The sequence below is a fragment of the Hathewaya massiliensis genome (genome assembly GCF_902143515.1).
Taxonomy (GTDB): domain Bacteria; phylum Bacillota; class Clostridia; order Clostridiales; family Clostridiaceae; genus Hathewaya; species Hathewaya massiliensis.
In genome coordinates this window covers 167,981-190,531 of sequence record NZ_CABFVD010000001.1, presented here as the reverse complement: position 1 = coordinate 190,531, position 22,551 = coordinate 167,981, and the positions used below count along the sequence as shown (strand labels likewise).

At 28.9% G+C, this 22,551-nt stretch carries 16 protein-coding genes; 15 read left to right on the top strand and 1 reads right to left on the bottom strand.

Annotation, left to right across the window (positions count from 1 at the left end):
• Window positions 1-72: 72 nt before the first annotated feature.
• The 5 genes from FNZ64_RS00890 to FNZ64_RS00870 all read left to right on the top strand — a co-directional run bounded on the left by FNZ64_RS00890 (window position 73) and on the right by FNZ64_RS00870 (window position 7,657).
• Window positions 73-2,454: a U32 family peptidase gene (locus FNZ64_RS00890; RefSeq protein ID WP_142412997.1), complete on the top strand. Its 2,382-nt coding sequence runs from the start codon at window positions 73-75 to the stop codon at window positions 2,452-2,454.
• 26 nt (window positions 2,455-2,480) lie between these two features.
• Window positions 2,481-4,841, top strand: coding sequence for an endonuclease MutS2 (locus FNZ64_RS00885; protein WP_142412996.1), 2,361 nt, complete (start codon window positions 2,481-2,483; stop codon window positions 4,839-4,841).
• A gap of 238 nt (window positions 4,842-5,079) precedes the next feature.
• Window positions 5,080-5,574 (top strand): 2-thiouracil desulfurase family protein, encoded by a 495-nt coding sequence (locus FNZ64_RS00880; protein ID WP_142412995.1) that lies wholly within the window; start codon window positions 5,080-5,082, stop codon window positions 5,572-5,574.
• A 120-nt stretch (window positions 5,575-5,694) separates the two neighbouring features.
• Window positions 5,695-6,717, top strand: a complete 1,023-nt coding sequence (locus tag FNZ64_RS00875) for an alpha-hydroxy-acid oxidizing protein (protein ID WP_142412994.1) — start codon at window positions 5,695-5,697, stop codon at window positions 6,715-6,717.
• Between the two features lie 100 nt (window positions 6,718-6,817).
• Window positions 6,818-7,657 carry a hypothetical protein gene (locus tag FNZ64_RS00870; protein WP_142412993.1) on the top strand — a complete coding sequence of 280 codons (840 nt, stop codon included), beginning with the start codon at window positions 6,818-6,820 and terminating at the stop codon, window positions 7,655-7,657.
• Between the two features lie 226 nt (window positions 7,658-7,883).
• Here FNZ64_RS00870 and FNZ64_RS00865 read toward each other — a convergent pair whose 3' ends face one another.
• Window positions 7,884-9,347 carry an aminotransferase class I/II-fold pyridoxal phosphate-dependent enzyme gene (locus FNZ64_RS00865; RefSeq protein WP_142412992.1) on the bottom strand — a complete coding sequence of 488 codons (1,464 nt, stop codon included), beginning with the start codon at window positions 9,345-9,347 and terminating at the stop codon, window positions 7,884-7,886.
• 134 nt (window positions 9,348-9,481) lie between these two features.
• Between FNZ64_RS00865 and FNZ64_RS00860 the strand changes: the two genes are divergently transcribed.
• From FNZ64_RS00860 to FNZ64_RS00815, 10 genes are all read left to right on the top strand, one after another.
• Entirely contained in the window at window positions 9,482-10,069 is a 588-nt protein-coding gene (locus FNZ64_RS00860) for a 50S ribosomal protein L25 (RefSeq protein WP_142412991.1), read from the top strand.
• A gap of 308 nt (window positions 10,070-10,377) precedes the next feature.
• A complete protein-coding gene (locus FNZ64_RS00855) occupies window positions 10,378-12,069 on the top strand; it encodes a phospho-sugar mutase (protein ID WP_185903635.1) in 1,692 nt (563 codons plus the stop codon).
• Window positions 12,070-12,245: 176 nt separating this feature from the next.
• Window positions 12,246-13,319, top strand: coding sequence for a tetratricopeptide repeat protein (locus FNZ64_RS00850; protein WP_142412989.1), 1,074 nt, complete (start codon window positions 12,246-12,248; stop codon window positions 13,317-13,319).
• Between the two features lie 32 nt (window positions 13,320-13,351).
• A complete protein-coding gene (gene galU / locus FNZ64_RS00845; protein ID WP_142412988.1) occupies window positions 13,352-14,260 on the top strand; it encodes a UTP--glucose-1-phosphate uridylyltransferase GalU in 909 nt (302 codons plus the stop codon).
• Between the two features lie 196 nt (window positions 14,261-14,456).
• On the top strand, window positions 14,457-16,304 hold the full coding sequence (locus tag FNZ64_RS00840) for a polysaccharide biosynthesis protein (RefSeq protein WP_142412987.1): 1,848 nt from the start codon (window positions 14,457-14,459) through the stop codon (window positions 16,302-16,304).
• Window positions 16,305-16,414: 110 nt separating this feature from the next.
• Window positions 16,415-17,731, top strand: a complete 1,317-nt coding sequence (locus FNZ64_RS00835) for a nucleotide sugar dehydrogenase (RefSeq protein WP_142412986.1) — start codon at window positions 16,415-16,417, stop codon at window positions 17,729-17,731.
• A 77-nt stretch (window positions 17,732-17,808) separates the two neighbouring features.
• The gene (locus FNZ64_RS00830) at window positions 17,809-19,110 is read left to right on the top strand and encodes a lipopolysaccharide biosynthesis protein (protein ID WP_142412985.1); all 1,302 of its coding nucleotides are present in this window, start codon (window positions 17,809-17,811) and stop codon (window positions 19,108-19,110) included.
• Between the two features lie 104 nt (window positions 19,111-19,214).
• Window positions 19,215-20,318 carry a Gfo/Idh/MocA family protein gene (locus FNZ64_RS00825; RefSeq protein WP_142412984.1) on the top strand — a complete coding sequence of 368 codons (1,104 nt, stop codon included), beginning with the start codon at window positions 19,215-19,217 and terminating at the stop codon, window positions 20,316-20,318.
• 19 nt (window positions 20,319-20,337) lie between these two features.
• Complete coding sequence (locus FNZ64_RS00820; RefSeq protein ID WP_142412983.1) at window positions 20,338-21,084, top strand: acyltransferase; 747 nt, start codon at window positions 20,338-20,340, stop codon at window positions 21,082-21,084.
• A gap of 32 nt (window positions 21,085-21,116) precedes the next feature.
• On the top strand, window positions 21,117-22,541 hold the full coding sequence (locus tag FNZ64_RS00815) for a lipopolysaccharide biosynthesis protein (RefSeq protein ID WP_142412982.1): 1,425 nt from the start codon (window positions 21,117-21,119) through the stop codon (window positions 22,539-22,541).
• Window positions 22,542-22,551: the final 10 nt, after the last annotated feature.

The window sequence follows — 22,551 nt, the reverse complement described above, 5'->3', positions numbered from 1 at the left end:
ATTGTATTTAAAATTGGTGTATAATAATTAGGAGTTCATTATAACATAAGATGTTTTAGGAGAGAAATATATATGAAAAAGATTGAGTTATTAGCACCAGCTGGAAGCATGGAAAGTTTAAAAGCTGCAGTTCAAAGTGGGGCAGATGCAGTATATTTAGGTGGAAGCAAGTTTTCAGCTAGGGCTTATGCTACAAATTTTAATGAAGAAAATATGAAAGATGCTATAGATTATTGTCATTTATACGGGGTAAAGGTATATGTCACTATAAACACTATTTTAAAAGAAGAGGAGATTTTGGAAGCTTTAGAATATGCCAATTATTTATACAATATAAATGTAGATGCGGTTATAATACAAGATTTGGGTCTTGCTTACTTAATAAAAAAATATGTAAAAGATTTAGAAATACATGCATCAACGCAAATGACTGTACATAATGCTGAGGGAGCTTTATTTTTAAAGGAAAAAGGTTTTAGTAGAATCGTACTTTCGAGGGAATTATCCATTGATGAAATAACTTATATATCTAAAGAAGTTGGAGTTGAGACTGAAGTATTTATTCATGGGGCATTATGCATATCCTATTCAGGTCAATGTCTTATGAGTAGTATAATAGGTGGTAGAAGTGGTAATAGGGGAAGATGTGCTCAGCCATGTAGATTGCCTTATAAGTTAATAAATAAAACTAATGGTATGGAAAAGGAAGGGTATATAATGAGCCCTAAAGACATATGTACCATAGAAAATATAGGCAATCTAATAGAATCAGAGACTTGTTCTTTAAAGATTGAAGGTAGAATGAAGAGACCTGAATATGTGGCAGGAGTAGTAAAAGCCTATAGAAAATCCATAGATAATTATTATAATAAATTAAGTTATGATAAAAAAGATGAGGATAAAAAAGTTCTTTCTCAATTATTTAATAGAGAAGGTTTTTCAAAAGCTTATTTATATGGCAATTGGGGAAAAGATATGATGGCATTTAATTTCCCTAAGAATATGGGACTTTATTTAGGTAAAGTTTTAAAAGATAAAACCATAATGTTAGAAGAGGATATAAGCATAAAAGATGGAATAAGAGTTGAAGAATCAGGATTTATAGTCTCTAATATTATTAAAGATGGCAATGAGGTTGTAAAGGCTAAAGCGGGAGATAGGGTGAAATTAAAACCATCTAAATATAAAACTGGTGATATATTATATAAAACTTCAGATAATGCACTTCTAGAGGATTTAAGCAGTTATTATAAAGAGATTCATAGAAAATATGAACTTAACTTAGAAGTCCTCTTTAAAGTAGGTAGCCCTATTTTATTAAGATGTGAATTTATGGGTAACAATTTTGAAGTTACTGGAGAGGTAGTTGAGGAGGCTTTAAACAAACCACTTAATAAAGAGAGAGTAATTAGTAGTTTAAATAAAACTGGAGACACTCCTTTCACAATAAAAGAGATAAGCTTTGTAGAATTTAATGATGGATTTTTAAGAATATCCAGCATAAATGATTGTAGACGTGAGCTTTTAGAAAAAATTCAACAGGGCATATTTAAAAAGAGTTTAAACTCCAATAAAATAAACTTAGATATAATAAAAGAAGAACATAAAAACAAGGGTGAAAAAGATAAAAATAAGGATGAAAAAGATAAAACTAAGTTGCCTAATGTTATGGTTTCTATAAACACCATGGACCAATATAGAGCATGTAGGGAATTAGGCTCTGAAAATATAGCTATTAGCATATTCAATAAGTTAAATAATTTAGATATTAATAAATTACAGGGGAATATTTACTTAAAGGTTCCTAATATTATTAAAGATAGAGAGTGGAACTATGTAGTTAGCACTATAGAAAAGTATATTTCTAAAATAGAGGGTATAATAACTGGTAATTTAGGAATTATAAATAAGTTTAAGGGAATTACAAAAATTTTAGGCGATTACAAAATAAATATGTTCAATTCTTTTTCCTATGAATTCTTAGAGGATTTAGACTTAATTTATATGAGTACAGAATTAAATAGAAAAGAAATTAGGAGTATAGCAAAAAATATAGGAAAAGATAATAAATTTGCTATGGTTTTATATGGTAGGTATGAGCTTATGGTAAGTGAATACTGTCCTATTGGAGCTTTCTATGGAGGAAAAACTATAAAGACAGCTTGTAATGAAAGTTGCAGGGAAGGTGAATTTTATCTTAAGGATAGAATTGGAGAAGAGTTTTTAATTAAGACAGATAAGTTTTGTAGAAGTTATGTATATAATAATGCTAGAACAAATTTAATAGATGTGAAAAATGAATTATATGATATGGGAATTAAAAGTTATAGAATAGATTTTATAGATGAGGATTATGAAGAAAGTAAAAAGGTTTTAAGTTACTTCTTAGGCAAAGAGGAAGAGCTACCTTCTTTTAATTATACTAAAGGCCATTATAAAAGAGGGGTAGAATAGGTAAAAATTATAAAGGTGGTTTTTATATGAATGAAAAGGGATTAAAGGTTTTAGAATTTAATAAAATAAAAGAAGAATTAAAAAGATATATACACACAGCTGCAGGAAAGGACTTATTAGAGCAGTTAGCACCTTATGATAACATTCATGAGGTAAGAGAACATTTAGAAGAAACAGAAGAGGCTGTAAGGCTAATAATGAAAAAGGGGAATCCTCCTTTTGAAGGATTGTATGATATAAGGGAAGATTTAATTAGAGTTGAAAAAGGAGCAAGTTTAAGAGCAGATGGATTAATAAAAGTAGCTCAAATGCTTAAAAGTTCTAGAAATTTTTTAGAGTATGTGAGCCACAAAGAGGAAGAGGACGGATACAAGGTTTTAGAAGATATATGTAGTGGTATAGTTCCTCTAAAAAGAATAGAAGATAAGATATTTAATGCCATAATAAGTGAAGAGGAAGTAAGTGATAGAGCCAGTGAAAAGCTCTACAATCTTAGAAAGACATTAAAAGAAAAAAATAGCTCCATAAAAGAAAGAGTAAACTCTATGGTTAGACAATACTCAAGTTATCTTCAAGAAAGCTTGTATACCATTAGAGGAGACAGATATGTAATACCTGTTAAATCTGAGAATAAGGGTCAAGTACCAGGAATAGTACACGATCAAAGTGCTTCAGGTTCTACTTTATTTATTGAGCCTATGGGACTTGTAAATTTAAATAATGATATAAGAGAGATAAAATTAAAAGAAAAGGCAGAAGTAGATAGAATTTTAGCAGAACTTTCAAGAGATGTATATAGCAATATAAAAATAGTTAAAAATAATGCTAACATAGTATATGAATTAGATTTTATATTTGGTAAGGCAAAATATGCAAATAGCATAGATGCAGTTAAACCTGTAGTAAATGAAGAGGGCATAATTGATATTATAGAGGGAAGACATCCACTTATACACATAGATGAGGTCGTAGCTAATAGCATATATTTAGGTAAGGATTTTACCTCTCTTATAATTACAGGGCCAAATACTGGAGGTAAGACTGTAACTTTAAAGACCTTAGGAATACTAGAGATTATGGCTTTAAGTGGTATGCTTATACCGGCAAGAGAAAACTCTATTGTAGGGTATTTTAAGGAGATATACGCAGATATAGGAGATGAACAAAGTATAGAGCAGAGCCTATCTACCTTCTCTTCACATATGACTAATATAGTTAAAATCATGGATAGGGCAGATGAACACTCTTTAGTATTGTTTGATGAGCTTGGAGCAGGTACTGATCCAACAGAGGGAGCAGCTTTAGCAGTAAGTATTTTAGAAGAACTTAGAAGTAGAAAATGTAAAATACTAGCTACAACTCACTATAGCGAAATAAAAGCTTATGCCTTAAAAACTGTTAATGTAGAAAATGCCTCCGTAGAATTTGATGTTGAGACCTTAAGACCTACATATAAACTTTTAATAGGGGTTCCTGGAAAATCTAATGCTTTTGAAATATCTAAACGTTTAGGACTTCAAGATTATATAATAACTTCAGCAAGAGAAAATATATCAGAGAGTAGTATGGAGTTTGAAAACTTAATACAAAGCCTTCAAGAAAAAAATATTTTAGCAGAAAAATATGCAAGAGAAGCAGCAGTTTTAAAAGAAGAAGCTAAAAGAATTAAGGAAAAGTATGAAGAAAAAGCATATAAGCTTGAAAATATTAGAGAAAAGGCTTTAGAAGAGGCTAAAATAGAAGCTAAGAGAGTTGTAAAAGAAGCTAAATTAGAAGTTGATGAGGTTTTAAAAGAAGTAAGGAAAATACAAACATCTTCTGACTTTAAAGATGCAAGACAAAGACTTGAAAGTGAAAGATCAAAGGTAAATTCTAGACTAGAAAAACTTGAAAATTTAACTGAAAAAGAAGTTGAAAAAGGAAACCTAAAAGAAGTAGAACTTGGGCAAGAAGTTATGCTAATTAGGTTAAATCAAAAGGTTACAGTTCTTACTAAACCAGATAAAAAGGGAGAGGTAATGGTTCAAGCAGGAATAATGAAAATAAATGTTAAACTAGATGAACTTAAATCCCTAGACAATAGGAGTATTAAAAAAGAAAATAGACAAAATACAAAGAGAGAAGCTAAATTAAGAATGAGTTCAGTATCAAGTTCTGTGGATTTAAGAGGGATGGATTCTGAAGAAGCCTTATTTACAGTAGATAAATATTTAGATGATGCTTATTTAGGTGGATTAGGTGAGGTTACTATAATCCATGGAAAAGGTACAGGAATATTAAGGAAATCAGTTCAAGATATGTTAAAGAGACATCCTCATGTAAAATCCTACAGACTAGGAGAGTATGGTGAAGGAGGAACAGGGGTTACCGTTGCTATACTAAAATAAGTGAAGTTTATACCATGACTATTAGCCCTAATTTCCCCACTTCTCTCAAAGTTGGAGAATTAGGGCAGTTATGTTTCAGCATAAGGATTTCCAATTTCCGCATTGGTGATTGGTACGAGTTTCCTTAAGGTGAGAACCCTGTTCTATGACTAAGGGTTCTAATACTCTCACATTATTAAAAGTGGTAGTAAGGACTGTTATGCCATAGATAAGTATTTCTAAGGAATGGTGATAGAAAATGATATTGGTTAGTGCTTGTTTATATGGTGTAAACTGCAAGTACAATGGAGAAAATAACTATTTAAAAGAACTTAAAGAAATTTTAAAAGAAGAAGAAGTTGTGCTAGTTTGTCCAGAGGAAATTGGTGGTATGAGTACACCAAGAGAACCAAGTGAGATAGTTAGAGGCACTGGAGAAGATGTATTGAAAGGAAGAGCAAAGGTAATATCAAAAAGTGGCAAAGATTGTTCAGAAAATTTTTTAAAAGGTGCCCATAAGACTCTAGAAATTGCTAAGAATAATAATTGTAAATTGGCAATTTTAAAAGCTAAAAGTCCCTCTTGTGGATATGGTGAAATATATGATGGGAATTTTAATGGAAATAAAATACTTGGTAATGGAGTAACAGCAGAATTGCTTATAAAAAATGGCATTAAAGTATTTACAGAGAAAAACATAAAGGAATTTTTAAAAGAATATAAAAAGAATATAAAAATTAATGATATAATATAGAATATATGTGATTATATAAAACCAAAATAGCTTCCGCTAAATGGTACATTATGAAGTAGGAAATAAACAAAACTTTTTAATTTATAGATTTTTATAGATTTTTTGTAACGGGGGTATATTATGAATTATAAAGAAATTTTAAAAGAGGCAAGAGAGAATCTCAATGGTAGTTGCAAGGTATGTAAGGTGTGTAATGGAGTTGCTTGTGAAGGAGAAGTTCCAGGAATGGGTGGCCTTTCTACAGCTTCCTCTTTTAAAGAAAATGTAGAAAGTCTTGCAAAAATTAAATTAAATATGAGAACAATACATGATGCTAAAGATCCTAGTATGGAAATAAAACTTTTTGGAAGGAACATGAGTCTTCCGGTTTTTGCAGCACCTGTATCAGGTACTACTTTAAATATGGGTGGGAAATTTACAGAGGAAGAGTATATATCTTGGATAATAGATGGCTGCCTACAATCAGGGGTTTATCCAATGGTAGGAGACACAGCAGTAGACTCTTTTTTAGTTACTAACTTAGAAGAGTTAAAAAAGAGAGAAGGAAGAGGTATTGCTTTTATAAAGCCTTGGGAAAATAGTAATGTAATAAGTAAAATTAAGCTTGCAGAAAAGGCTGGAGTTTTTGCTGTTGGAATGGATATAGATGCATGCGGACTTATAACCTTAGCATTACATGGAAAACCTGTTATGCCAAAAAATTTAGAGGAAATAAAAGAAATAGTTACTAGCACAAAGCTACCTTTTATTATAAAAGGTATAATGACAGCAGATGAAGCTAAACTAGCTATAAAAGCTGGGGCTAGTGCTATAGTAGTATCAAATCATGGAGGAAGGGTTTTAGATCATACACCAGGGGTAGCTGAGGTTTTACCTGAAATAGCTAAAGTGGCTAAGGGTAAGGTTAAGATTTTGGCTGATGGTGGTATAAGAACAGGGGTAGATGTGCTTAAAATGATAGCTTTAGGGGCCGATGCAGTTCTTATAGGAAGACCTTTTGTTTGGAGTTCTTTTGGTGGAGAAGTAGAGGGAGTAAAGGCATATTTAGATAAAATTAAGGGTGAGTTAAAGTCTGCCATGATTTTAACAGGATGCAATTCTATAAGTGATATAGATGAAAGAATAATTTATAAATCTAAATAAAAGTTTAATTAAATATTTTTAATAGATAAACTCCATTATAACTAATTAAAGGCTACACTTAGTTATAATATAAAATAGAGTTATATTAGGAGGACAAAGGATGGGATTCTATAAATTAGCTTCAAAAGAGGAACAAGAACAGTTAAAAAAGCACTCAAAATTTGGCGAAAAAATAAAAGTTTCATCTACCATAGAAGTAAAAGGAAAATTATACAGGGAAGCTATTTTCTATAAAAGATTCTTAGCCAATATATCAGGAGAGATTTCAGGGAGTATATTTTTTGATTCTAATTATAATAAAGTTGAAGATATAAATACTTTAAGAGAGTTAGTTAAATTATCATATTTTGCAGAGGTTTTATGTGATGATGAGAGTACCATTTGCTTGAATAGGGCACTAAAGGTAGAAGGTGATCTAAGAAAAGATGAACAAGATTTTCAGGATATGAAGAAAGCTTTTATTATTTTAAACAAAGAAAGTATATTAAAAGAGAGAGAAACAGTGGAACTTGAAAAAATAATAAAAGAATTTTACGCTCTTAGAAAAGAAACAAATGAGTCTATGAGAGCATTACTTTCTACTACTTCAGAGCTCCTAGAGTCAAAAGGTAAAATTGATGAGGCTTTTGTGGAAGAAATTTATGAATCTTACATGAGTGTTTTAGTGAATAACTTTATGAAAGTAAGACATCTTTTAACAGGAAAGCATCTTTACAATGAAATATATGATAAGCTAAAAAAATATAAGAAGAAATTAAAAGTAAAATTAAAATCAGATAATATGATATTGTTAAATAAATTAGAATACACAGTTTTGTATTATATTAAAATATTGAATACTTATGAATCTGTAATTTATATGAATAAGTCTCAGTATGAAAGACATCTTAAGAACATAGAGAAAGATAATATAGAAGGAAGACTTCAATCTTTAAGATAGATTAAGTTTCTATAAAATAAATACTTACTAAGTATAGTCCACAAAACCATGCATAAAAGGGAGCTTATCTCATTATTATGCATGGTTTTTATTATTTTTTACAGCAATTCTTAAGCTTCAGTAGAAATAAAATTATTTATGAAGTTTAATTTTCTAATTATTTCTGTCGCTGCCTGATTCCCTTTAGGGAAATATAAATTACCTATGAAGCTTAGCAATATCTTTATTAATCTATAACAACTTTTATATTTTCAACAGTTGGATCTTCCGTACCTTGAACATATAAACCAACTTTTTTAAGATCATCAACATATTTAATGATTTCTGTAGTTATTATTTCACCAGGGCATAAGACAGGTATTCCTGGAGGATAAGCCATTAAAAATTCCCCACTTACTCTATTTATGCTGTCAGCAAGTTTGATAGATTCCTTTATGCTATTAAAAGCTTCACGAGGATTCTTTATTTGTTCAGGAATTGGAGGTATATCTATAAAGTCAGATACAATTTTTCCTTTTCCATGGTATTCGGAACTAATTTCTTTTAATGCACTTATTAATTTATCAATTCCTTCCCTAGTATCTCCAAAAGAACCAACAGCTAATACACTATAGAAATCTGATAACTCCATTTGAATATGATATTTTTCTGATAAAATCATATCTAATTCATAGCCAGTAATTCCAAGATCTCTACAGGTAATTGTTATTTTAGTAGGATCAAAGGCATAGGCACCTGGTTTTCCTAAAACTTCTTCACCAAAACAGTAGAATCCAGGAATATTATTAATTTGGTATCGAGCATAATTTGCAAGATCTATAGTTTTATCTAAAAGTTCTTTTCCATGTATAGCAATTTGTCTTCTTGCACAATCCAAAGAAGCCATAATTATATAGGAAGGGGAAGTAGTTTGAAGTAAGCTTAAGATTTGTTTTACCCTACCTACATTAACTCTTTCAGATCTAACTTGGAGAAGAGAACTTTGAGTAAGAGATCCTATTATCTTATGGGTAGATTGAGCACATATATCAGCACCAGCTTCCATAGCACTTATTGGAAGTTTTTCGTTAAACTTTAGGTGAGGGCCGTGAGCCTCATCTACTATTAGGGGAATATTATACTTATGAACTATTTCAGCTATGGATTTTATATCGGTTGCAACTCCATAATAGGTTGGATTTATTATTAAAACAGCTTTAGCATCCGGATGAGCATCTAAAGTGGTTTTAACAGTTTCAGGAGTAACACCATGAGCAACGCCTAAATTCTTATCTAGCTCTGGTTGCATATAAACAGGAATTGCACCACTTAATATAATGCCCGCTGTAACAGATTTATGTACGTTTCTAGGTATAATTATTTTTTCACCTTCACCTACAACTGACATTATCATTGCTTGTATAGCACCAGAGGTTCCATGAATAGAGAAGAAAGCTGCATCTGAACCATAAGCATCTGCTGCTAATTCCTGGGCTTTTTTTATAGGCCCTGTTGGATGATGCAAGCTATCTACTAATTTAAAAACAGTTACATCTATTTTAAAAGCATTTTCTCCAATAAAATTTTTAAACACATCATCTACACCTACCCCTTTTTTATGACCTGGCACGTGAAAGGGAATAGTATCCCTATTAACATATTCCATTAAGGCATCAAATAAGGGAGTTTCCATTTGATTTAATTTATACACTGACAACACCCACCTTTTACTTTTAATAATACTTAGTATCTTCAATTTATGTTTTTTTATTATAATAATGAATAAAATTCCTTTTAGTTGTTAAGAATTTAAAATAGAAATTAATTCTTTTAGGAGGAATTATTGTGGAAAATTTAGTTATAAGAAAAAGAGAAAAGAAATGTAATAAATATGCAAAGAAAGAAAGAAGAGAAGGTAAAATTCCAGGAATACTTTATGGAAAAGCTATAAATAGTTTTATGTTTGAAGTAGGAGAAATAGAACTTAACAGAAGCATAAGAACACATGGGGAACATGGTATAATAGATGTAGTAGTTGAAGGAAAACCAACAAAGGTTTTAATAAAAGAAATCCAAAGAGAACCTGTTAATAATTCAATATTGCATGTGGATTTTGAAAATGTAAATTTGGATCAAAAAATAACTACAGAGGTTCCAATTAATTTTATAGGCGAAGGTGCAGTTACTAGTAAGGGGGGAATATTACAAAAAGAGAAAAATTCTATAAAAGTAGAGTGTAGAGCAGATGAGATACCTAAGAGTTTTAAAGTAGATTTATCTAAATTTGATACAGGAGACATATTTAGGATATCAGATTTAGAAGTATCAGAGGAACTATCTTTTGTAGAACCGATGGATTCAGTTATTGCTATGGTAACTCATAATAATTTTGCTTTAGACGAAAAAGAAGAAGAAGCAGAGGAAGAAAAATAAAATTCACTTTAAACCATGATTTAATAATTAGTAATAAAACTTAATTATACATTTAAAAGTACACTTTCTAAACTATAGAGGAATAAGGTTTAGAGAAGTGTGCTTTTTATATGAATAATCATATTTTCATATAAAAATATAGGATTTAAAATATTAAAATATGAAATATTATGGATGAATTTTATTCCATTGTATCCACTGGAACACTTCCTTTGAAGTCAAGAACTATGTTTATCATATTATTTAAAGTATCAAAAATCTTAATAATTCATATAAAGTATTATGTAATAATATTTTGGAGGAATTATATGAGTTGGAAAAAGAGGTACAGTGATTGGATGAATTCTAAATATATAGATTATAAGGTAAAGGAGAAATTAAAGAAGGTTAACCATGAAGAATTAGAAGACAGGTTTTCAAAAGAACTTAGTTTTGGCACCGGTGGAGTTAGGGGGCTAATGGGCTATGGAACCAACAGAATAAATGAGTATACTATAAAAATTATAACTCAAGGCTATTGTAATTACTTAAATAAAAATTTTAAAACAAATAGAAAGGTTGCTATAGCCTATGACACTAGAAATAATTCCAAATACTTTGCAGAAATAGCTGCAAAGGTCTTTGAAGGAAATAAAATAGAGGTTTTAACCTTTAAAGAGCCTACTCCTACACCTTTATTATCTTATACAATACCTAAATTAAATCTTATAGGAGGTATTGTTATAACAGCTTCCCATAATCCTAAAGAGTACAATGGATATAAGATATACAATGAATTTGGAGTACAAATAACAGAAGAAAGGGCTAAAGAAATAAAAAATTGCATTGAAGAAGTAAAGGATTTTAACAAAATAAAAGAAGTTAAAAACATAAACCAATATAATTTTATTGATGATGATATAATTAAAGAATATATAGAAGATGTAAAATCCCTAATTATAAATGAATATACTTTAAGATATGCACAAGAATTAAAAATTGTATACTCTCCTCTATATGGTGCTGGAAATAATATTGTTAAAAGAACTTTAGAAGAATGTGGATTTAAAAATTTAATTTTAATACAAAATCAGCCTAATGGAGATTTTCCAGGACTTCCTTATCCAAATCCAGAAGAAAAGGAAGCATATAAAATTCCTATATCAGTAGCTAAAAAAAATAATGCAGACTTAATCTTATTAACAGATCCAGATTGTGATAGAGCTGGTATAGCAGTAAAATGCAATGAGGAGTATAGGATTTTTACAGGAAATGAAATCGGAACTCTATTGCTATACTATATTCTAAATAACAATACTTTAGAGAGTGAAAAGAAGAAATACGTAATTAAAACTATTGTAACAACAGATTTAGTTAAAGAAATAATAGGAGAACATAAAGATATAGAGATAATTGAAACTTTAACTGGATTTAAATATATAGGGGAAAAAATTAAAGAAATTGAAAAAAACAAGGAAGAATTTATACTTGGATTTGAAGAGAGTTTAGGGTATTTAAGAGGGAATTTTGTTAAGGATAAGGATGGAGTAATTGCTGTTTTAAGTATAGCTGAAATGGTTTTATATTACCAAAAAAGAGGAAAAACCTTGATAGATGTGTTAGAAGAGGTTTATAATAAATATGGGTATTTTAGAGAAGAACTTTTATACTTAAATTTTAATGATTTAAAAGAAAATTATAAAATAAAAATTATAATGAAAAATTTCAGGGAAAATAAGCAAGAACTTTTTAAAGAATTTAAAGTAAAGTCACTAGAAGATTATAAAGTAGGTAAAAGGTATGATTATATTAATAATAAGGAAGAAACTTTAAGGTTACCTAAGGCTAATGTATTAAAGTTTATATTAGAAGATTCCTCATCCTTTGTAATACGTCCTTCAGGAACGGAACCGAAGCTAAAGGTGTATTTAGCTGCTAGGGGAAGTGGTACTATGGAGGCTGAGGCTAAATTAAGTCTTATAAAAAATAAAATATTAGAATTAATAGAAGATATGTTGTAAAATAGTATTTAAATTAAAGCTAATCTATAATTTATATAAAAATATAAGGCTGTATTAGATGAAAATGCTCATATGTGATTGTATAACCACCATATGGACAAAAATATCTAACAAAGCTAAATATAAAAGTAATAGATTAGCTTTTAAATAAATTACAATTTTAGAAAGGGATTAATATGGATATAAAATCAAAAGTAAGAGAAGAACTTTCAAAACTTTTATTTTTAGAATTAAAAAAGGGAAATTATTTAGGAGAATATTACATAAATAAAGAGATATATGTACCAATAAAAGCTACTTCAATTATAGGAGATATAAGTAAGGGTGGCAAAATGGACAAAGTTCCAATATCAGCTTTTATAGAAGGAATGACATATGTACTAGGTGCAGATAAAGAATTTAAATATAATGAGGACTATATAGAAATTTTAAATTCTATAGAAAACAGTGCTGATTTCATTAAAAATAGGGTTTTTAATGAGATAAAAGAAAAAAAATATGAAGAAGCTTATATTTTAATAAAAGGGCTTTTAAATATTGAAAAGTCAGAAGAGGTATATGATAAAACTTTTATTCTACTACAGCAATTAATTTCTCTGGATGAAGACTACATAGATGAAGAATTTGAGGTAATAGATGAAGGGAAAAAGCTACCTAATTATGCCAAACCTTATCTTTATGAAGCTATAGCACATAAAGATAAGAAGAATTTTGAAAAGGCACTAGTTTCCATACATACTTATTTAGAAATGGGAGGAAAAGAGACAAAAGAAATAACAGAACTTAAAGAATTCTTACTTAATATCAATCAATTTAATAAAGGAAAAGAGCTTACTATGGAAGAGCCAGAAGAAGCTTTGAAATGTTTACTTCCTTTAATAGATTATTATAGTGATAGCCCTAATATATACTATTATATAGCTGTAGCTTATAGAAATTTAGGGAATTTTGAAAAGGCTATATATTATTTAAATGAAGCATCATCTATAGATGATGCAGTTATAGAAGTTTTAAATGAATATGGAATAAATTATGCCAGTTTAGGAGAATTTAATAAGGCTATAAGTTTTTTTGAAAAGGCCTTTGAAGCAATAAAGAATGTAGAGATATGTACAAATATTGTTATGTGTTATCTTAATATTAAGGATTTAGAAAATGCAGAAAAATTTATGAAAGAAGCAATGAAATTAGATAAGGAAGATGAAGTTGTAAAAGAATTGCTAAATTATTTTCCTAATATAAATGATTAGACTTTGTTTGTATTTTGAAAGGAGAAATCACAATGAAAGTAAAGAAAGCCGTAATACCTGCAGCAGGATTGGGAACAAGGTTTTTGCCTGCAACTAAGGCTCAACCTAAGGAGATGCTTCCTATAGTTGATAAACCTACAATTCAGTACATAATTGAAGAGGCTGTTGCCTCTGGTATCGAACAAATTTTGATTATAACCGGAAGAAATAAGAAATCTATAGAAGATCATTTTGATAAGTCCTTTGAATTAGAGGAACAACTGAAAAGTAGTGGAAAAGAAGAATTATTAGATCTAGTTCAAGATATATCAAACATGGTTGATATTCATTATATAAGACAAAAGGAACCTAAAGGTTTAGGGCATGCAATTAATTGTGCTAGGATTTTTGTTGGAAATGAACCTTTTGCAGTATTGCTCGGAGATGATGTAGTAGATAGTAAAAAGCCATGTTTAAAACAACTTATGGAGTGTTATGAAGAGTTTAATACTAGTATTTTAGGTGTTCAAGAAGTACCAGAAAAAGATGTTTCTAAATATGGTATAATTAAAGGATGTCAGGTTAAAGATAGAGTATATAAAGTGGAAGATATGGTAGAAAAACCTCAAGCTAAAGAAGCACCATCCAATATAGCAATATTAGGAAGATATATTATAACTCCAGATATATTTGATATACTATCAGCTATAGAACCAGGAAAAAACAATGAAATACAATTAACAGATGCATTAAAAGTTTTAATGTCTAAAGAAAACATGTATGCTTATAATTTTGAAGGAAGACGATATGATGTAGGCGATAAATTAGGTTTTTTAGAAGCAACTGTGGAATTTGCTCTAAAAAATGAAAACCTTCAAGAAAATTTCATGAAATATTTACAATCTATAAAAACAAACCCTAAATTTTCGGATTTATATAAAAGTATATTAGAGGAAAAATAAAAATCCCTATATAGGGGTTTTTATTTTTGAAAGAACTTAAAAAAATAAGAACACAAATTGAATTTTATGTAAAAATAATCGTAAATAAAGTGGTTTATAAACAAAAAAAGTTGAATAATTTTTAAAATGATGTAAAATTAATAAGAAGATAAATATATAATATTTTAAAATGATTCAGCAAGGATGTGATAAAGGAATGAAAAAGGATAGATTGTTTATAGTGTATGATTCTATATTGGTTTTAGTTGCATTATACATCTCCTTAGGTTTGAGGTTTGATTTTAGAGTACCAACAGAGTACCTTCAGTTTTTTATATACTCTATAATTCCTGTTATTGGAATTACAGTATTTTTTAATTGGACATTTAAGCTGTATAAAAATATATGGAAATATGCTTCTATAGATGAATTGTTGTCTATTGTTTTTTCTGTATCTTTAGCTAATATTACTTTTATAATATATAGTTATTTAATTACATATAAACTTTTTGAAAGTGCATATAGAAGATTTCCATTAACAGTGTTGTTAATATTCTGGTCTCTAAGTATTGCATTACTTGGAGGGATTAGATTTTTAAATAGAATATTAAGTAGAAATGATAAATCAAGAGAATGTAAGTCTAAACTCATAAATTTACTTATTATAGGTGCTGGAGATGCAGGGGCTATGTTGATGAAAGAAATTCATAAGCATGGTGAACTTAAATATAATCTTATAGGATTTATAGATGATGATTATGATAAAAAGGGAAGGCATATAGGCGGTATAAAGGTTCTTGGAGGTAGAGAGGACATCATAGATATTTGTAATAAATATGATGTAGAAGAGATAATACTTGCAATGCCGTCTACAGATTTTTCTACAAAGACAGAAATAATTAATATATGTAAAAAAACAAATTGTAAGTTAAAAACCATCCCAGGTATATATGAAATTATTGAAGATAAGGTAAGTATTAAGCAAATAAGAGATGTAAATATAGAGGACTTACTTGGAAGAGAAGAGATTAAACTTAACAATGAAAATATAAAAAGATATATAGAAGATAAAACAGTGTTAGTTACTGGTGGTGGCGGTTCTATAGGATCGGAACTATGTAGGCAGATTATACGTTTCAATCCAAAAGAATTAATAATTCTTGATATTTATGAAAATGGTGTTTATGATTTACAAATGGAGCTTATTAGAGATTATCCTAAGTTAAATATTAAGGTGGTAATTGCATCAGTAAGAGAACTAGATAGATTAAGGAGTATATTTAAAGAATATAACCCTTGTGTAGTATTTCATGCAGCAGCCCATAAACATGTGCCTTTAATGGAAGGAAGTCCAGGAGAAGCTATTAAGAACAATATTGTAGGTACTTATAATGTAGCTAAATGCAGTGATGAATTTAATGTTAAAAAGTTCGTTATGATAAGTACAGACAAGGCTGTTAATCCTACAAATATAATGGGAGCTACTAAGAGGTTTTGTGAAATGATAATTCAAGCCTTTGATGGCATAAGTAAAACAGAATATGTTGCTGTTAGATTTGGAAATGTATTGGGAAGTAATGGGTCAGTAATACCACTATTTAAAAAGCAAATAGCAAAAGGTGGTCCAGTTACAGTTACTCATCCTGAAATCAATAGATTTTTCATGACCATACCAGAGGCAAGTCAATTAGTAATACAGGCTGGAGCTATGGCACAGGGTGGAGAAATATTTGTATTAGACATGGGTGAACCAGTTAAAATAGCAGATTTAGCTAAGGACTTAATTCAGCTTTCAGGGCTTAAACCAGATGAAGATATAAAAATAGAATATACAGGACTAAGACCAGGAGAAAAGTTATATGAAGAACTTTTAATGGATGAAAAGGCTCTTACATCTACAGAGCATAAAAAGATTTTTGTAGAAAAACCAAAAGAGTTTAAAATTGATGAAATAGAAAGTTCTATAAAGGATTTACTGCAAGCAGTTAAAACTGGAAATCCTGAAGAAGTATTTTGTAAAATGGAGGAAAAAGTTCCTACCTATAAAAGAAAGAAAAATACATAAAATAATAAATATAGTTTTCAAACTTAACTATTAGTACTATATTTTAGTATTAAATAGTGATAAAATACATGTGCTAATCAAAACATCTTTATATTTTAGGAGGCTAAATAATGTCAGAACTTAGAGAACAATTGTTAAAAAAGATAGAAAATAAGACTGCGAAGTTAGGAGTTGTAGGACTAGGATATGTAGGATTACCTCTTGCAGTAGAAAAATCAAAAGCTGGTTTTGAAGTAATAGGATTCGATGTTCAAGATGAAAAAGTTAAAATGGTTAATGAAGGTAAAAACTATATTGGAGATATAATTGATTCTGATTTAGAGGACTTAGTTAAAAAAGGAAAATTAAGAGCTACAACAGATTTTTCTTTTGTAGAAGAGGTGGATGCAGTTGCTATAGCAGTTCCAACTCCATTAGATAAATTTAAGCAACCAGATGTATCTTATGTTCAAAAATCTGCAGAAGATATTGCTAAATACTTACATAAAGGTATGCTTGTAGTATTAGAAAGTACTACATACCCTGGTACTACAGAAGAAATAGTAAAACCAATACTAGAACAAAGTGGATTAAAATGTGGTGTTGATTTCTTCTTAGCATTTTCACCAGAAAGGGTTGACCCAGGAAATAAACAATTTAAAACTAAAAATACTCCAAAGGTAGTAGGAGGATGTACTGAAGAGTGTACAGAAATTGCTGCAACACTTTATAAGAGTGTATTAGAAGGAGAAGTATTTACAGTATCTTCACCAGCAGTAGCAGAAATGGAGAAAATACTTGAAAATACATTTAGACATATAAATATAGGTTTAGTAAATGAAATGGCTATATTATGTAAAAAAATGGGTATAGATATTTGGGAAGTAATAGAAGCTGCAAAAACAAAACCTTATGGTTTTATGGCTTTTTATCCAGGACCAGGTCTTGGAGGACATTGTATACCACTAGATCCATTCTACTTAACTTATAAAGCAAGAGAATTTGATTATCATACAAGATTAATTGAAACTGCAGGAGAAATAAATGATTTCATGCCAGAATTTGTGGTAGAAAATTCTATGAAACTTTTAAATGAACATAAAAAAGCTCTTAATGGATCTAAGGTATTATTATTAGGTGTGGCTTATAAAAAGGATATCGACGATATGAGAGAATCACCAGCATTAAAAGTAATCGAGATATTAGAAAAAACTGGTGCAGAAGTAATAGTTAATGATCCATATGTGCCACATTTTAAACACTTAGGAAAAGAATATGTATCAGTAGACTATAAAGAAGCTATTAAAGAAGCGGATATAGTTATAGTAACAACAGATCATACAGATTATGATTATGAATTTGTAGTAGAAAATGCAAAAATAATCTATGATACAAGAAATGCTACAAAGGATGTAGTTAATAATAGAGAAAAAATTCATAAATTATAGTATAGAAAATATTAAATATTAAATATAAAGAATATCAGTATTTCTGGTATTCTTTATATTAAAAATGGGGTATAGAAGTGTCTCAATATAAGGAAAACATAATTAATAATTTTGCGGTTCAGGTCTTTAATGTGGTATTAAGTTTTATAATAAGTATCATAGTAAGTAGACAATTAGGACCTACAAACAAAGGAAATTTAACCTTTTTTATGTTGATAGCAGATTTATTTTGCAATTATGGACACCTTGGCGTAATAAATTCAACTACATATTTTCAAACTAGAAAAAATTACAATAGGCAATTTATATATAGGGTAAATCTGACTTATAATCTTTTTATATGGGGTATTACTACTATATGTTTTTTTTGTCTATATAAAAATAAAATTCTATTTGTGAATTATAGTAAATTTCTGTTTTTATGTTTTTTAGCATATACTCTTCTTACTCTATTAAAGGTATTTTTAAATACTATATATGTAGGTGATGAAAGAATAAAAGAAATGAATAGGTATTATGTTATAAGCTCCATAATATCCTCTTCATTAATCATTATAAACATAAAGAATATTAATTTAGAAACATATTTAATTATTAAAATAGTTGAGATGATTATTAATGATTTTCTTCTATTTATAAAATCAGGATATAAATATAAATTCACTTTAAAGATCAATATAATAATTGAGGAGATTAAATACGGAGTAAATCCATTATTAGCTAATCTTTGTATTTATCTTAATTACAAAGTAGACTTATTTCTAATAAAGTTTTTTGTAGGAAATACAGAACTGGGACTATACGCTTTAGCTGTATCTCTAGCAGAGCTTGTTTTAATTATACCTCAAGCTATATCCAATCCTATAACTGCTAGGCTGTATAACTTGCCTAAGGAATCTAAGGAAAGAAAAGAAATAGTTATAAGGACATTAAGATATGGATTTACATCCTGTATTATAATATCTTGTTTAGGCATAATGTGCATACCCTTAATACCTATTGTGTATAGCTTGAAATATAAGGGAAGTATGATAATAACTTTTATTTTATTTTTCAGTATACCCTTTGTTTCCATAGGGAAAATAACTATTCCTTATTTTTATTCAAGTGGAAATGTCAGTGCTATTAATAAGTTTTCATTTATATCTTTATTAATAAATACAGTATTAAATCTAATTTTAATACCTAAGTTTCATGGCATTGGAGCTGCTATAGCGTCGACATTTTCTTATTTAGCTTATGGAATTCAATATATAAATTTCTTTAAAAAAGAATTTAATGTAAGTTCAAAAGAGTTACTGTTAATAAATAGAAAAGATCTTACTTTAATAATAAAAGAGGCAAAAGAATTTTTAAAAATTTCCAGGAAAAAAAGATAATATATTATATATGTTTTAGATATGTGCTTTGTAAAAGTTTAATATAGATTAAATAAATTTTAGAAAGTTTGTAATATATAAATAGAGAAAAGGAAGTGTTTTTTATGTTAAAATTTGCAATAATAGGTTGTGGAAGAATATCATATAAGCATGTAGAGGCAATAGTTAGCAATAAAGAGGAAGCTGTTTTGGTTTCAGTTTGTGATGTTGTGGAAGAAAAAGCTATTGAAAAGAAAAATCAATATATAGAAGAAATGGGAAAAGAATATGAAGTAAGTGTTTATACAGATTATAAGGAAATGTTACAAAAAGAAGATATAGATGTAATTTGTATAGCAACAGAGAGTGGATATCATCCTGACATAGCTATTTACTGCATGGAGCATAAAAAGCATGTTATAGTAGAAAAACCTATGGCTCTTTCTATAGAAGATGCAGATAGAATGATTGCATGTTCAAAAGAAAATGGGGTGAAACTATGTGTAAGTCACCAAAATAGATTTAATAAGCCTATACAACAATTGAGAACTGCTGTAGAAAAAAATAGATTTGGCAGGGTTATTAATGGAACAGCAAGAATACTTTGGAATAGAAATATGGGATACTACACTCAAGCACCATGGAGAGGTACATGGGAACTAGATGGTGGAACTCTAATGAATCAATGTATACATAATATAGACTTACTTCAATGGATGATGGGTGGAGAAATAGATACAGTATACGCGCAATGTGATACTTTCTTAAGAGATATTGAAGCAGAGGATTTTGGAGCTATAATAATAAGATTTAAAAACGGAGCTATTGGTATAATAGAGGGAAGTGCTTGTGTATATCCAAAGAACTTAGAAGAGACTTTAAGTATATTTGGAGAAAGTGGAACAGTATGTATAGGTGGTCTTGCTGTAAATAAAATAGAAACTTGGAGATTTAAAGATGAGACTGAAGGGGAAGAAGCATCTATATTAGCTGCTCAAGAGGGAGATCCTGATACAGTTTATGGCTTTGGACATAATCCACTATTTAAAGATATGATAGATTCTATAAAAGAAAATAAAGAACCACTTGTATCTGGAGAAGAGGGCAAAAAGGGAATGGCTATTATATTAGCTGCATATAAATCAAGATTAACAGGAGAACCAGTTAAATTCCCACTAGAAAAGTTCTCAACTATGGAAATGGTTAATGTTAAAAAGATAAAAAAATAATATAGATGGAGAATTGTATATGGAAATGAATTATATATCAGAAAAAGCCTTGTTGGGTAAAAATGTTAAGATAGGTAAGTTTGCTGTTATAGAAGACTCAGTTACTATAGGTGAAAATTGCATAATAGGAAACAATGTTGTTATTCATAAAGGGACAACTATAGGAAACAATGTAAGAATAGATGATAATACTGTAGTTGGAAAAGAACCTATGAGATCTGTTAATAGTATATTTAAAGATGATAAAAGTTTTGAACCTTGTAATATAGGAGATGAATGCTTAATAGGGGCAGGAACTATAATTTATATAGGCGCTAATATAGGCAATAAAACTTTAATAGCAGATTTGGCAGTGGTGAGAGAAGATGTTGAAATTGGAGAAAAAACCATTATAGGTAAAGGTGCTACTATTGAAAATTTCTGCAAAGTAGGATCTAATTGCAAAATCCAAACTAATGTATATTTAACAGCTTACTCAGAGGTTGAAGATAATGTGTTTATTGCACCTTGCGTAATAACTTCTAATGATAATTATGCTGCAAGAAGTAAAGAAAGATTTAATCATTTTAAAGGAGTTACAATTAAAAAAGGTGGTAGAGTTGGTGCGGGGACAGTAATATTGCCAGGGAAAACTATTGAAGAAGATGGATTTGCAGCTGCAGGGTCTGTAGTAACTAAAGATGTAAAAAAGGGTACAATTGTTTTAGGAGTTCCTGCAAAATACTTTAAAGATGTTCCAGAAGATCAACTTCTTGAAAATCAATAGTTTTTATTGTAGATATTTTAGGAGTGAAGCTGATGAATAATAAGGGGAAAAGACTTTTAGTAGATATGTTACTATATGCACTAGGGGATTTTGGCTCTAAAATTATAAGTTTTCTATTAGTTCCGTTTTATACTAGATACTTATCCACAACTGAATTTGGTTCTATGGACTTAATTGGTACTACATTATCACTTGCAATTCCGATAATATCACTTCAACTTACTAGTGGTGTTTTCAGATATTTATTGGATGATAAATATGAAAAAGGTGAAATTGTATCCACAGGTATAAATTTTACTATTATTTCTTCAGTTATTAGTATGATTGCATTTATTATTATATATAAAGTGTTTAAACTAGAAATACCTTATATATGGGTGATTTTACTATATTTCTTACTTACTATGTTGAATAATATGGTAAAGCAGATTTTGAGAGGCATTGACAAGATAAAAGTCTATTCTATTACTGGAATAATGTCTACTTTAATATTCTGTATTTTAAATATATTTTTCATAGGGTATTTAGGTATGAGTTATGAAGGAATGATTTATGCTAACGTAATAACCTTATTAATAGTAACTTTAGCAATAATTTTCTGGGGAAAATTATTTCATTACTATGATTTAAAAGTTTTTAACAAAGACATTTTTAAGGAACTATTAATCTATTCTCTTCCTCTTATACCTAACACTATAAATTGGTGGGTAATGAATGCTTCTGATAGGTATCTATTGAAAATTTTCATAGGGGGAGGAGCCGTAGGTATATACTCCCTCTCCAATAAGTTTGCTTCCTTTTTATTTATGTTCAATAGCATATTTGATAGGGCGTGGCAAACATCAGCTATAGAGAATTATAACTCAGAAAATAGAGATGTATTTTTCACAAATGTCTTTAGTAGATTAATGAAGTTTCAAATTTTATTAGTATTAGGGTGTGTAATCTTTTTAAAACCATGTATGATGTTTCTAGTTGGGGCAGAATATAGAGATGCTTGGAAGTATGGAAATATTCTTTTTGTAGCAAATATGTTTTTAAGTTTTGGACTATTTTATGGTGTTGGTTATAATTGTGCAAAAAAAACTAAAGAAGCTTTTACTACTACTGTATATAGTGCTATTGTGAATATTGTAGTTAATATTTCCTTGATAAAATTTATTGGAATATATGCAGCAGCTATATCTACTTTAGTTGCATATCTTGCATTATGGATAAATAGGCTTTTTACTATTAAAAAATTCTTTGTGGTAAAGATAGACTATAGAGAATTTTTTAAAGGATTACTACTAATAATAATAGCTAATTTCATATCTTTTACTTTAAATGGAGCAAAATTGTTATTAGCAGATTTAGTGTTAATATTAGCTATAATATATATTTATAGAGATACTATATTGTATGTATTAAAGTCAGGGTTAAAATATGTAACTAAAGTTAAAGCTAACATTAGATAAGATTAAAATA